This is a genomic window from Engelhardtia mirabilis, from assembly GCF_007748095.1.
Classification (GTDB): Bacteria; Planctomycetota; UBA1135; order UBA1135.
In genome coordinates this window covers 4,214,661-4,227,843 of the sequence record NZ_CP036287.1, presented here as the reverse complement: position 1 = coordinate 4,227,843, position 13,183 = coordinate 4,214,661, and the positions used below count along the sequence as shown (strand labels likewise).

Genomic DNA, 13,183 nt, shown 5'->3' with positions numbered 1-13,183 from the left:
TCAGCCGGTGTTGCGCAGACCACGGGCGATGCCGCGCACGGTCTGGATCAACACCCGCTCGAGCCCGGCGTCCTCGCGGCCGCCCGCCCGCCAGCGGCGCAGCAGGTCGATCTGGACGAAGCTCATGGGGTCCACATAGGGGTTGCGAAGGCGGATCGAGCGTTGGAGCGTCGGGTCGCGTTCGAGCAACTCGCGCGCGCCGCCGAGCTCCAGGACCTGAGCCACCGAACGCTCGTGCTCGGCACGCAGGCGCGGGAACAGGGCCGTGCCCACGTCGCCCGCCAGCTCGGCGTAGCGCGCGGCGATACCCAGGTCGCTCTTGGCCAGGACCATCTCGACGTCGCTGAGCAGCATCGTCAGGAAGGGCCACTGTTCGGCCGCGCGGCGCACGGTGTCGAGCCCGTGCTCGGCGATCGCGGCTTCCAGGCCGGTACCCACGCCGTACCAACCGGGAAGGACCAAGCGACATTGGGTCCAGGCGAAGACCCACGGGATCGCCCGCAGGTCCTGGACGCCGCGCATCGAGCGCCGCCGCGCCGGGCGCGAGCCGATCTGCAAGCGCGTGATCACGTCGAGCGGCGTCATGGCCTCGAACAGCGCGATGAAGTCGGGCTCGTCGTGGACCAGGGCGCGGTAGCAGGCGCGGCTGGCCTGGCCCAGGGTGGCCGCGATCGCGCGCTGCTCGTCGGTTGCCGGCTGGGCCGGGTCGCCGCCGGCGGTGCGCTCGAGGAGGGCGCCCAGGGTCAACTCGAGGGTGCGCGTGGCGATCCCGCGCAGGCCGAACTTGGCGCCGATGATCTCGCCTTGCTCGGTGGAGCGCGCATGCCCGGCCAGGGCGCCGGGTGGGGCGGCGAGCAGGGCGGCGCGCGGCTTGGAGCCGCCGCGACTGACCGAGCCGCCGCGGCCGTGGAACAGCACCAACTCCAGCCGCAGCTCCGCCGCTGCCTCGACCAGGCGTTCCTGGGCGCGGTCGAGGGCCACGCGCGAGGCCACGATGCCGCCGTCCTTGTTGCTGTCGGAGTAGCCCAGCATGACCACCTGCCTGCGCCCGCGACCGTCCAGGTGTGCGGCGTAGGTCGCGTCGGCGCACAGGGCGCGCAGCACGTCGGGGCCGCGTTCCAGGTCGTCGACCGTCTCGAACAGCGGGGCGATGTCCAGGGGCACGCGCGAGCCCTCGAGCTCGCAACCGCCGACGCGGGCCAACAGCAGGACTGCCAGGGCGTCGTCGGCACCCTGGGCCATGGACACGACGAAGGGCCCGATGGCGCGCGGGCCGTAACGCGTGCGGGCCTCGGCCAGGGCGCGGAAGACCTCGAGGGTCGCCGCGCTCTCGGGCTGGGGGTCAGAAGGCGGCGCGGGGGCAGGGCCGGCCAGGGCGGCGGCGAGGCGCGCGGTGCGCTCGTGGACGTCGCGACCCTCGTACTCACCATCGCCGAGCACCGCGCCGACGACCCGCCGGTGCACGGCCGCGTCCTGGCGCACGTCCAGGGTCGCCAGGTGAAAGCCGAACACGTCGACGCGCCACAGGGCGCGGCGCACCAGGGCCAGCCCGGCGCGGGCGCCGTGGTGTCGTTCGAGACTGCCCGCGATCAACGCCAGGTCCGCGCGGAAGTCGTCGGGCGGGCCGTAGCCGCGCTCGTCGCCCTCACCCTTGGCCGCGAGGCGCGCGTCCATCAGCCACAGCATCCGGCGGTAGGGCAGATCGAAGTAGCTCTCGGGGATGCGCGCGGCCGCGTCGGGCAAGAGCGCCTCGTACTCGCGCACTCGCTCGAGCAGGGCATCGTCGACGTCGACCCGCGAGGTCGACTGGGACAGGTGCTCATGCAGGCCCTTGAGCTCTTCGCGGTAGCGCCGCAGGACGAGCTCCAGATGGCGGGCCAGTGCCGCGCGGATGGTGTCGGCGCCGACAGCCGGATTGCCGTCCATGTCGCCGCCGACCCAGGAGCCGAAGCGCACCACCGGTCGAACCACCGGCACCTCGCCGCCGTAGGCCAGGGCCAGGGCCCGCTCGAGCTCCTCGTGCAAGGCGGGAATCACCCGGTAGAGCACGTCGGAGAGGAAGAACAGCACATGCTCCACCTCGTCGGCGACGGTGGGGCGCCCGGGGAGTTGCTCGTCGGTCTGCCAGGCCGCGGCGATCTCGAGCGCGATGCGCTGTTCGAGCGATTCCAGGGCGACAGGATCGAGGGTGGCCTCGCCGAATCGCTCGACCAGGGCCTGGGCCAGGCGCTGGTCCTTGCGCAGCAGCGTGCGACGCACCGACTCGGTCGGGTGGGCGGTGAACACCGGCTCGACGACTACCGTGGCCAGGGCCTCGCGCACCTGCTCCAGGGTCGTGCCGCGGCGCCGCAGCTCGAGGGCCGTCGCGCGCAGGCTGCCGGGCTGGGCGATGCCGGCTGTGAGGTAGTCCATGCGGCGCCTGAGGCGATGGGTCTGCTCAGCGGTGTTGACCACGCCGAAGTAGGCGCTGAACGCGCGCACCACCTCGAGCGCGGTGGCCGGGTCTTGGGCCCCCAAGAGCGATTCCAGCTCGGCGCCCGCGCTCGCGTCCCCGCGGCGCCGTCGGCGCGCCGCGAGTCGCGCGGCCTCGACGGTCTCGTAGACGCCCGGCGGCGCCAGCTCGCGCAGCAACTCGCCCAAGAGGGCGCCCAAGCGCGCCACCTCCCGCCGCAGGGGGCGGTCCTTGGCGTCGAAGCGCACGCCAGCGCCCTCGATTCGGGGATCCATGGCGCCATCCTGCCGCGCCGGAGAGCGGGTCCGATGGTCCCGCTCTTCAATCCGCGGTGCAAAGTCCCCGCGATAGCGCAGGTCGGCGTCATCCGACTGGCTTCGTCGGGCGTGATCGGGGTCGTGGCCGCGAGGCGCCGTGGCTTGTCGACAGCTCGATCCCGCGCCCCCGACCTGGTGTCATCGATCGGTTGAACCGGCCCCGCGGAACCTGGCGCCGATCGCGGCTACCGCTACAGACCCAAGCGCAGTTGCAGGGCCTCGGTCAGACCCAGGGGCACACCTGCGCCGGGGGCCAGGTCGAGCAATAGACCCTGGGCGTAGACCGACAAGCCGACGAGGGCGCTGTCCGCCGGGATCGCCGCGCTGATCGACGCGGGGCTGCCGGTGCCAGTCCAGGCAGAACCGTAGAGGGTGAGCAGACCGCCAGCCGGTCCGATGTCGATCAGCACCTCGCCCGGAGCGCCGGCCCCACCCATGCCCAGGCCCGGCAGCACCAGCCCGCAGGGGAAGCCGGGCGCAGGCGCCGCGGCGATGCCAAGCAGCGGCAGGGAGCCGGCCGACTGGGTCGCGAGGGGGTTGTCGATGCCGAGCTCGATCGACGTGCCCAGCACCGGCGCGCCGGACAGGATCGTGAGGCTACCGGCCGGGTTCACGCCACAGCCGTAGGGGATGGCGAGCGGCTCGGGCGCGCGGGCGAAGCTGAACAGGTCCGCGAAGATGTAGGACGCGTCCTCGGCCTTGCCCTCGGTCTCGTGGATCTCGAAAGTCTGGAAGCCACTCGCGTCGATGACGCCGAAGAAGCCCGTCGAGCCGGCCGGGAGGCCCGCGCCCTGGAAGTCCACGTGCGTGCCGTCGAGGATGGCCTCGATCCCGGCCGTGCCGGCGTTGCAGTGGATCCAGATGCCGGCGGCCCGGAACTTGCCCGTGTCGGAGGTGGCGATCCAGCCGTCGGTGCAGTTGCCGGGCGTGTTGCAGCCGGTGCCGGTGGTGTAGCTGCCGTGGGGCAGTTGGAAGAAGCCGTACTGACCGAAGATCGCCGGTCCGGTTCCGGTCGTGACCTGGCTGGTCCCGTTGTTGCCGGTCCAGGTGACGTCCAGGTTGGTCACGCTCGCCGCCGTGGCCGGGGTGCGCGGCCAGACGGGCGATTCGAAGCTCTCCTGTTCGACGGTCCAACCCTGGGCGTTGATCGCCGCCAGGAAGGCGTTCTGGTTGGTGTAGGTCGTCGGTCCGAAGACGCTGCCGCCGGTGACCTCGAAGCTGATCGTCGCCGGCGCGCTGTTCTGGGTCCCGTCGTTGGCGACGTAGGTGAAGGTGTCCGTACCCACGAAGCCGGTCGCGACCTCGTACTCCAGCGAGCCGTCCGAGTAGAGGATCAGGTTGCCGCTGGCGCCGGCCGAGCTGATCTTCACGGCGGTGAGGGTGTCATTCTCGGGGTCGCTGTCGTTCGACAGGACGCCGGGCGCGTCGACGCTCAGGTTGTCGCCGGTGGCGGTGGTGTAGAAGTCGGGCGCGGCGACCGGCGCCCCGCCGGATCCCAGGGGGATGGCCGCGGCGGGGGCGGTCAGCAGCGCGCCGAGGAGTAGAGCGCCAGAGAGCAGGGCCAGGAGGTGGCGGGGCTGGGCAGAGTCCATCACCGGAGCCTAGGTCTGCTCTTGGACCCGAACATGACAAGGGGTTCATCCACCCGGACTGGCGCCGGCGGGCGTCGGTCGGGCGATTGCGGGTCGTTGCCCGTCGGCCAGGAGCCCTGGGCTCCCGCCGACGAGGCGCACCGGGACTGCCACCCGGGCCGTCAGGAGGCCCGGTAGGCCTGGGTGAGCCAGGCCTTCAGCTCGGCGTCGACGTCCTTGGCGGACTCGATCCGGACGCGGTGGCTGACCATGGCGTTGAAGCTGCCGGATGCCTCGAGACGGCCACTGGGCGGCACGCCCTTCAGGTTGATCCCGAGGTCCACGCGCGTGGCCGTCGAGGGCTGCACGATCGCGAACTGCTTCGAGCGCCTGAAGCTCACGTAGGCCTTCTTGGGCGCGACCTCCACGTCGGCGCCGAGCTTGGTGAGCAGGGTCAGCAGCTTGTCGTAGATCGGGCGCAGGTCGGCCTTCTTGCCCGAGTACTGGGCCTCGACCAGGTCGCCCGCGTCGCTGCTGGCCGCGGCGGACTTGAAGTGCTCGTGGGCGACCAGGTTGGCAAAACCGTGGGTCATGCCGTGGTCACTCTTGAGGTGCTTGACCAGCTCGCCGTGCTTGGAGGCACCGCTCGACGCGGCGACCTTCAACCACTGGGGCAGGGTCTTGCCGGTCTTCTCCTTCAGGTTCGCGACCATGGTCGCGGCCATCTCGTCGGGGGACTTCGCCATCGGTCTCGTCCTCGAATAGGGGTGGGGGGGTCAGAGGGGCCAGTTCTCGCTGCGGCAGCGCTTGGGCGAGATGCCCTCGAGCAGCGTGAACAGGCGGTACAGCAGGCGGATGCCCAGGGAGGGCCGACCGGTCTCGACGATGCGCTTGAGGGTGTTCACGATCATCGTGCCGCCCTGGCGCATCTGCTTGGCCGACTTGGTGCCGGCGGGCATGGTCACGGTCAGCCGGAAGCGCACCTGGTCGCCCTGCTGCTCCAGGTCGTACTCCACCGTGCTCTCGGGATCGTCCTGGGTAGTGAACGCCATGGTGTGGACGAAGCGTCGCGGCGGGTCGAACTCGAGCACGTGGCCGACCACGCTGGTGTAGGCCCCGCTGGCCGTGCGCATGCGGATCTGGCCGCCGGGCTTCAGGCCGTCGGTGTGCATGCGCGCGTTGAAGATCGCCCCCTGCAGCTCGTCGGTCTTGGTGATCTCGCGCCACACGGCTTCGATCGAGCCGCGGATCATGACCTCGAAGACCTCGGTCTCCATGGTCACGGCGGCGGGGCTGGTGCCTGCTTCGTCAGCGCTCATCGGAGTCCCCCTGCGCCTCGACGACGTACTTCACCCGCGTCATGCGCGCGGCCCAGTGCTTGCTGAATTCGGTTGTCCACCGGTCGTAGATCTCCTGGATCGGTACGGGGTTGAAGTGCAGCACCCTGCGGCGCCCTTCCTTGCGGGAGAGCACCAGGCCCGCCCCCTCGAGCACTTTCAGGTGCTTCATCACGGCGATGCGCGACATCTCGAAGTGGCTCGCCACGTCGTTCACGCTGCACCCGGGCTGCGCCTTGAGGACGTCGAGGATCCGCCGACGGGTGGCGCTGGAGAGCGCGCCGAAGACGAGGCTGTGGGGGTCGACGTCCATGGGTAACCAAAATGTTACCTGTCGGGTCGGGCCTGTCAAGGTGCCGAGGGAGCTCCGAACGCGAGCCGGGCGGCCCTGGGTGGGGCCGCCCGGCATGGGGGCGCGGCCAGGTCATCGAGGACCGGACCCGGCGTGGCTGGGAGCGGGTCAGTTCGCCAGCAGCAGCTCGGTCGGATTGCTGGTGATCGAAACCCCGAACAGGGTCAGGTCGATTCCGAGCCAGGCGTGGAACAGGGTCACTCCAGCGAGGGCGGGATCGGTGCCCGCCGGCAGGCTGATCGTCGCCTGGGCCAGACCCTTCGAATCCAGCACGCCGGCGCCGCCGGAGAACACGCCTCCGCCCTCGAGTTGGATCGGCAGCAGCGTGTAGGCGTCGAAGACCAGGGGCAGCACCAGGCCGTCCAGGGGGATCCCCGGCGCGGTGCCGGTGGCGCTTCCAGCGAGGGCGTGGAAGGTGCCGGCGAAGGCCGAGCCCCCGCGCAGGTCGAGCCGCTGGACCCCGCCCGAGGACAGGGAGATCGCGCTCGGGTTCGCGGTCAGGCGCGGCACCTGGTAACGCGTCACGTCCACCGAAATGTCCTGGGAGCTGGCATCGGTCGTCGCCACGAACAAAGCCTTCGAATCGAGCGCGACCTGGAGCGGCGTGGTGCCGCCGCCGAATTGGCTCGTCGGGTAGGTTGCCCGCCAGAGTTCGTCGCCGGTCGCCAGGTCGAGCGCGAAGACGGCGGAACCCAAGATGCCCGGCGAAATCCTGACACTCGCGGAGACGTAGACGGTGGACGACTCGCCGTCGATGGTGAGGTCGTGGGGGCCGTTCAGGTCGATGAGAGAGTCGAGCGCCCGAGTCCACAGCTCGGTCCCCGTGGCGGCGTCGATTGCCTCGACGACGGACGAGGTCTGGAGTTGGCTGCCGAATGGAGTCCCTGCGACGACGAATGCCGAACCGTCCGGCGCCGAGGCCACGGCGACGTCGATGCTGATCGACTCGAGTTCTTGCGACCACTGCTGGACGCCGTTGGCGCTGGCGAACCCGATCAGCAGGCTGCGGTCCGAGTCCAGTCGCACCACCGAGGCGATGGTGCTCTGGTTGCGGGCGAGGCCGAGGGTCGAGCCGAGCTGCTTGCCGGCCGGGGGCGTGAAGACGGCGGTCCAAGCGTCGGAGCCGTCCCCCGGATGGAATCCACTCAGGTAGGGCTGGACGTCCGATCCAAGGTAGGCCTGGCCGGCGACCACGACCGGCTGGCCCGCCAAGATCGCCACTGCGTCCTCTTCACCGCCCGGTGAGAAGTCCAACGACCTGCTCCAGAGGGTCGCTCCGGTCGCCGCGTCCAGGGCTCGGACCAGCGAAGTGTCCATCGAGTCGTCCGTCGCGGTGAAGAACCGATCGACGCCGGCCTCGACGATGCTGGAGGCGTTGCTGTTCCACTGGGGCACGGAGGCCTTCCAGAGCACGGCGGCCGTCTGGGGCACCAGGCCCGTGAGTGCCAAGGTGCCGCCCAGGTTCAGCCCGGCCCCGACCGCAGCCGCCTGGCCGTTCCCGCTGATAACCGCGCGGGACTTGCCCTGCTGGAGGACGTCGGTCGAAGCGGCCATGGGGCCCCACAGGATGCCGCCCGTCACCGCGTCGACGGCGGTCACGAAGACGTCGAGGAGCGTCGAGCTGGTGGTCAGGAGGATCGAGCCGTCTGGCGAGAGCGACAGAGAGCCAGCACGATCGGCCGTCTCGATCAGGAGGGCGATCACGGAGGAGGACTGCAAGACCAGACCGGGCAGGCCGAACTCGGCCAGCACTCCCTTGGACTCGTTGGGCGAGAGGTAGCCCCAGCCGAGGAGCGTCACCCGCGATCCGGCCACCGCGATGCGCGCTCCGCCCTGCGGCCCCTGTTTTCCGGTGAGGTCGACGGTCGCGGTAGCCACGGTCGAGCCATTCGAGGGATCGAGTTGGCGCAGGTGGAAGCTCTTGACCACCTGGTTGCCGGGTGCGCTCCCCGCTACGACCAACGCGCCGGTGACCGCATCCCTGGCGAGGATCTGATCCTGGATCCCGTCCGGGGCCACATCGTTATCGCTGGCGGTGCCCCAGGGCGTCAGGAACGGGGCCGACCAGTCCGCGGCGCCGGAGAGGCCGAAGGACGCTACCGAGAGCGGCTTCGAGAGGCCGGTGGGGGATAGCGGGCCCAAGACGGGCGCGTGGATCCGCGCCCCGGCCGGGTCGACCAGGACTTGGTAGGTCGGGTTGCCCGTTTGCATCGCGCGCAGGACCGCTCCGGTGCTCGCATTCATTGCGAGCAGGTCACCGCTGGTACCGAAGGACGCCGCCACGATCCCCGACGCGCCGTAGGCGTCGACGGCGTACACGGTCGACTGGGGGCCCGGCGTCTGCCAGAGAACCTGGCCCGTCGCGAGCGCCAGGGCCGTGACCGTCGAGGTCGTGGTCTGACCACCCGCCGAGGGCTGGTTCGAACCCACGTACAGGCGCTGATTGTCCAGCGACAGGGAGCCCGACGGACGATCCGTCAACGCCGACCAAGCCGTCGCTCCGGTGGTCGGGTTGATGGCCAGGACGCCGCCTCCATTGACCTGGAAGGCCGGATCGTTCTCGCTGTAGGTCAGGTAGTCGAAGTTCTGGGAGAGGGCCAAGCCCTTCGGATCGACGTTGGTGAATCCGGACGACGGCGTGATCGTGAACTCGTAGTTCAGGCTGCCGGTCGCGGCGTCGAAGGACGTGACCCTGGGGAAGGGGCTGGCACCGATCTTGGGCTCGATCAAGGCGACCACGCGATCACCCGCCGGGGACACGTCCACGAACGCTTGGCCTTTTGGGTGGCTCTCCTGCGACGTCACGAGTTGGCGCTTCCAGAGTTCGACGCCGGTCGAGCGGTCCTTGGCGACCAACCACGCGGACTGGTCGACGGGGCATACGACCGAGAAGGAGGTCGTGGCGCTGAGAGATAGAGCACAGACACCGAGCGACGGACTGTCGAGTGCGTCGACCGGGGTCGATCAGTCGACCGCCGCTCCGGTCGAGATCTCCTGCGTGGGAAGCAGGGCGGAGAGGAGCAGGGCGGGGAGCAGAGGCGTTTGAAGCATTGATGACGGGTGAAAATCGTGGCTCGGCGGCGCAAGTCACGGCTCCGCTGCGGAGTGCTGACTGCCCATGGGGTACCGAGCGAGAAGCGCGGGCGCGCCGGGGTGCGCGCCCTGCCCAAGTTAGGGCGCCAGCTCCCGCCAGTTACCGGATTCCGCAGACTGCGACCCCACGGCACCCAGGCGCGGATCGTGCGCGGCAGCGCGCCGCGGAGCGCAAGCGAGCGGGCTCAGCGCGCCGCGAACCCGGCCCTGCGAGCCAGGGTCGCGAAAACCGGTAGGTGGTCCGACCCGATGTCGGGGCCGACATGGCGCTCCGTGCAGACGAGTCCGTCGCCGAGCAACACGTGGTCCAGGGGCATTGCCGGGACGAGGCGCGCCAGCCAGCGCTGATCGGATGAAACGAAGCGATCGTCGATCAGCCAAGTGGGCTGTCGCCCGAAGCCCCGTCGGCTGTCGCGCAGGTTGCCGCCGCGGAGCAGACGCGCATAGCTGCGCGAGCCCTCGGTGACGTTGAGGTCGCCGAGCACGACGACATGGTCCAAGGGCTCGGCGAGCTCGGCGAGGCGGTCTAGGGTGCGGTTGCGGCGGGCGATGTCGATCGGTCGCCCCGGGCGCATGGGGTGGGCGCCCAGGATCGTGACCACGTCGCCGTCGTGCTCGACAGCCACCTGCAAGATCGCACCATCCTCGTGGACCATCTGATCGACGAACGGTCGCTTGGACAGGATCGCGTCGCCCATCGAGCGCACGTGCCACCTCTCGCGCGCCGGCCACAGGAGCTGATGGGGGTAAGCCGACCCGAGCGCGTCGATGCTGGCGAGCGTCGCCTGGTTGCCTTCGCTGATGAAGACGATGTCCGGAGCGTCGCTCGCATCCACCAGCTCCAAGAGCGCTCGGTGCGCGTCGGATTCGAGCAGGAGGTTGGCCGCCGCGACCCGCAGGAGCAGTGCATCGGGCGCTCGCGCCCCGGCGCCCCAGCTGAGCCTCAAGGTCGGCCAGCCGATGACGAGCGCGCAAGCGAGAAGGATCGGTCCGGACCAGCGTCGCGGACGCAGGGCGAGCAAGCAGCCCAGGAGTGCCATCGTGTAGGCCACGGCGGGTCGAGTGTGGCTGGCGAGTTCGAGGGCAGAGCAGGTGTCGGACGCACGCAGGGCCCACGTTGCAAAGACGCTGAGCACCACGACCAGCACCAGGGTGAATCGAAGGACTCGCCGCACCCCCGAGTTCTAACCAAACTCGCCGAAGGGGGCCGGAGTCGAAGTCAGCTGTGACCCAGGCGAGACGCTCTATCAACCAGTGCTCGTCCTCGCGATCCCGAGCGACAGTCGAGCTCCCCCCGAACGAACTTCGGGCCCGCGCCGAGGCGCGGGCCCGAAGTGCTCTCCCGAGGCGAGGCGTCCTGGGGACTAGCGGGGTCTAGACCCGGGCCAGAAATCGACGCGAACGGTCGTTCGAACCGTTCTTGCCTCCACCTCGGTACTGGTCGTGGTTGTAACGGGCCGAGCCCGTGCTCTTGGGCTGATCGCCATCGGGCTTCGTCGAGGCGTCGCTCTGACCGACGATCTCGGGGCGCCTGTAGGGCGGAACGTAGCCGCCGCCACCGGCCGGACGCTCGCTGCGCTGGTAGCCGCCACCAGTGGGCCGCTCCTCCCGCTTGTAGCCGCCGCCAGTGGGCCGGTCGGCGCGCTTGTACCCGCCGCCGGCGGGGCGCTCGTCCCGCTGGTAGCCGCCACCCGTCGGGCGATCGGACCGTTGGTAGCCACCGCCTGTGGGGCGGTCGGCGCGCTTGTAACCACCACCGGCGGGGCGCTCGTCCCGCTGATAGCCGCCACCCGTCGGGCGATCGGACCGTTGGTAGCCACCGCCAGTGGGGCGATCGGCGCGCTTGTAACCGCCGCCGGCGGGGCGCTCGTCGCGCTGGTACCCGCCACCCGTGGGGCGTCCATTGCCACCGCCGCCGTAGTTGCGCCGATCGAAGCCGCCGCTGCGCTCGTTGCCCTCACCCCGACCAAAGCCGGGGCGGTCGACGCGCTCCTCGCGGTTGACCGGGCGGCGGCTGGGGAAGTCGCGCTGGATCTTGAGGTGGGGATCGCGCTCGTCGCGCTCGCGGGCGCGACCTTCGAAGGCCTGGGCGGCGCCCGAAGTGATCTCGAAGGTGCTGAAGTGGGCCTGCAAGCGGATGGCGCCGACCTCGCGACCCTGGACATCACCGCGGCGACAGATGTGGGCCAAGAGGCGCTTGGGATTGGCACCGGCGGCGAAGCCCCAGTTGATCCGGAAGCTGACCGTGTCCTTGGGCGCGCCGCGGTGGGCGTCGTGCTGGAAGGACTGGCGGTCCTCGCGCTGGAACGGCGCGCGGCCGTCGTTGCGACGCTGGGGGCGCAGGGTTCCGCGGTCGTCCGAGTCGTTGTCGGCCTGGCCGATGTCGCGGGCGTCCGGTGACTTGGACGGACGCGCCATCTGCAAGAGGACCGCGACCAGCTCGGCAGGCTCACGGTCTTCCAGCATGGCGCGCGCGTCGACGAGCTGTTCTTCCGTCGGCGTCGGGGCCTCGGCCAGGGCCTTGGCGGTGGCCTCGCGGGCGCGCTCCTCGACCACGCGGCGCACGTCGTCGGCGCTGGGGATCGGACGCCATTCGACGTCGATGCCCGCATCGCGCAGCAGGAACTCCATCCGCTTCTGACGGCGGTGGGGGACCATCGAGATGCTCACGCCCTTCTTGCCGGCGCGGCCGGTGCGACCGCTGCGGTGGGTGTAGACCTCGGCGTCGCGGCAGGGGGCGGTGTGCACGACCGTCGCGACCTCGGGCACGTCCAGGCCGCGCGCGGCCACGTCCGTGGCGACGAGGATCGGGACGGCGCCGGAGCGGAACGCGGCCAAGGTGCGCGTGCGCTGGGCCTGGGCCAGCTCGCCGCTGAGGGGCAGGGCGGCGAAGCCGTCGTCGGAGAGCTTCTCGGCCAACTCGCTGGTCTCGACCCGCGTGTTGACGAAGACGAGCGTGCGCTCGGTGCCCGACACGAGCAGCAGGTTGACCAGGGCCGAGTAGCGGTCGCGCTCGTGGACGCGGCAGGCGATGTGCTCGATATCCGCGTTGGCCACGCCCAGGCGGGTGCCTTCGACGTGCAGTGGGTTGTGCTGGTAGCGCTCGGCGAGGCGCCGAATGCCGTCCGGCAGGGTCGCCGAGACCATGTGGGTGCGGCGATGGTCCGGCGTCGCCTCGATGATCGCCTCGAGCTCCTCGCGGAAGCCCAGGTCGAGCATCTGGTCGGCCTCGTCGAGGATCAGGTGGCAGACCTGGTCGAGGACCAGGGCCTCGCTGGTGAGGTGGTCGAGCAGGCGGCCGGGGGTGCCGACCAGGACGCGCGGCGGGCGACGCAGGCGCTCGCGCTCGCGCCAGAGGTTGGTGCCGCCCGTGACGCAGTCGAGGGTCACGCCGGGGACGTCGGCGTAGAGCCACTCGAGCTCGCTGCGGACCTGAGCCGCCAACTCGCGGGTGGGGACGATGACCAGGACCTGGGGTCCGCGGGGACGCGAGGACTTGCGGGGCGCGTCGTCCTGGCGCTGGGCCGGTGCTTGGGACGCCGCCAGCTCCTGTTCGTTGGAGTTCTCGCTGTCTGCATCGACCTCGGCTGCCGGCTCGATCGCCCCGTCGACCGAATCGTCGTCCGCACGCTCGCCGATTTCATCGGACGTCGCCGCTTCGGCATCGGCTGCCTCGGACTGGACCGCAGCCAGCTCAGACGCCTCCGGAGTCCCCTCCGTCTCGGAGAAAACGTCCGAACCGGCATCCGGTTCAGGCTCGATGACCGGGGGGAAGGGAGCGTCGGGCGAGGCCAGCAGTACGGGCGCTGCCACCAGACCCAAGGCCACGGTCTTGCCGGACCCGGTCTGGGAGGAGATCTGCAGATCGCGGTTCTCACCGCAAGCCTGCAAGGCTGCCTCCTGGACCGTCGTCAGGGAGTCGAACCCGCGCCGCAGCAGGGCAGCGCGCAGGGGTTCAGCGATACGGGGGTCCAGGATCGGTTCGGTCACGGAGAGGCCTTGGTCGGGGAGCGAGTCCGGGCTCTTCCGGACAAAAGGGCGAACTAGCGTAGTGGCGCCCC

8 protein-coding genes are annotated in these 13,183 nt (G+C 70.6%); all 8 read right to left on the bottom strand.

Annotation, left to right across the window (positions count from 1 at the left end; genetic code table 11):
* Entirely contained in the window at positions 1–2,727 is a 2,727-nt protein-coding gene (gene ppc / locus Pla133_RS15690; protein ID WP_145066892.1) for a phosphoenolpyruvate carboxylase, read from the bottom strand.
* 233 nt (positions 2,728–2,960) lie between these two features.
* A complete protein-coding gene (locus tag Pla133_RS15685) occupies positions 2,961–4,361 on the bottom strand; it encodes an Ig-like domain-containing protein (RefSeq protein ID WP_145066890.1) in 1,401 nt (466 codons plus the stop codon).
* Between the two features lie 161 nt (positions 4,362–4,522).
* Positions 4,523–5,086 (bottom strand): DUF4287 domain-containing protein, encoded by a 564-nt coding sequence (locus tag Pla133_RS15680; RefSeq protein WP_145066888.1) that lies wholly within the window; start codon positions 5,084–5,086, stop codon positions 4,523–4,525.
* A gap of 30 nt (positions 5,087–5,116) precedes the next feature.
* A complete protein-coding gene (locus Pla133_RS15675; RefSeq protein WP_145066886.1) occupies positions 5,117–5,659 on the bottom strand; it encodes an SRPBCC domain-containing protein in 543 nt (180 codons plus the stop codon).
* Positions 5,649–5,990: an ArsR/SmtB family transcription factor gene (locus Pla133_RS15670; RefSeq protein ID WP_419191581.1), complete on the bottom strand. Its 342-nt coding sequence runs from the start codon at positions 5,988–5,990 to the stop codon at positions 5,649–5,651. The genes Pla133_RS15675 and Pla133_RS15670 overlap by 11 nt, the downstream gene beginning before the upstream one ends.
* 147 nt (positions 5,991–6,137) lie before the next feature.
* A complete protein-coding gene (locus Pla133_RS15665; RefSeq protein WP_145066882.1) occupies positions 6,138–8,885 on the bottom strand; it encodes an outer membrane protein assembly factor BamB family protein in 2,748 nt (915 codons plus the stop codon).
* A 422-nt stretch (positions 8,886–9,307) separates the two neighbouring features.
* Complete coding sequence (locus tag Pla133_RS15660; protein WP_145066880.1) at positions 9,308–10,297, bottom strand: endonuclease/exonuclease/phosphatase family protein; 990 nt, start codon at positions 10,295–10,297, stop codon at positions 9,308–9,310.
* Positions 10,298–10,496: 199 nt separating this feature from the next.
* On the bottom strand, positions 10,497–13,112 hold the full coding sequence (locus tag Pla133_RS15655) for a DEAD/DEAH box helicase (RefSeq protein WP_145066878.1): 2,616 nt from the start codon (positions 13,110–13,112) through the stop codon (positions 10,497–10,499).
* Positions 13,113–13,183: the final 71 nt, after the last annotated feature.

Coding starts and splice junctions, on each gene's coding strand:
- Pla133_RS15670 (WP_419191581.1), bottom strand. CDS start 5,990: ATGGACGTCGACCCCCACAGCCTCGTCTTCGGCGCGCTCTCCAGCGCC.
- ppc (WP_145066892.1), bottom strand. CDS start 2,727: ATGGATCCCCGAATCGAGGGCGCTGGCGTGCGCTTCGACGCCAAGGAC.
- Pla133_RS15685 (WP_145066890.1), bottom strand. CDS start 4,361: ATGGACTCTGCCCAGCCCCGCCACCTCCTGGCCCTGCTCTCTGGCGCT.
- Pla133_RS15675 (WP_145066886.1), bottom strand. CDS start 5,659: ATGAGCGCTGACGAAGCAGGCACCAGCCCCGCCGCCGTGACCATGGAG.
- Pla133_RS15680 (WP_145066888.1), bottom strand. CDS start 5,086: ATGGCGAAGTCCCCCGACGAGATGGCCGCGACCATGGTCGCGAACCTG.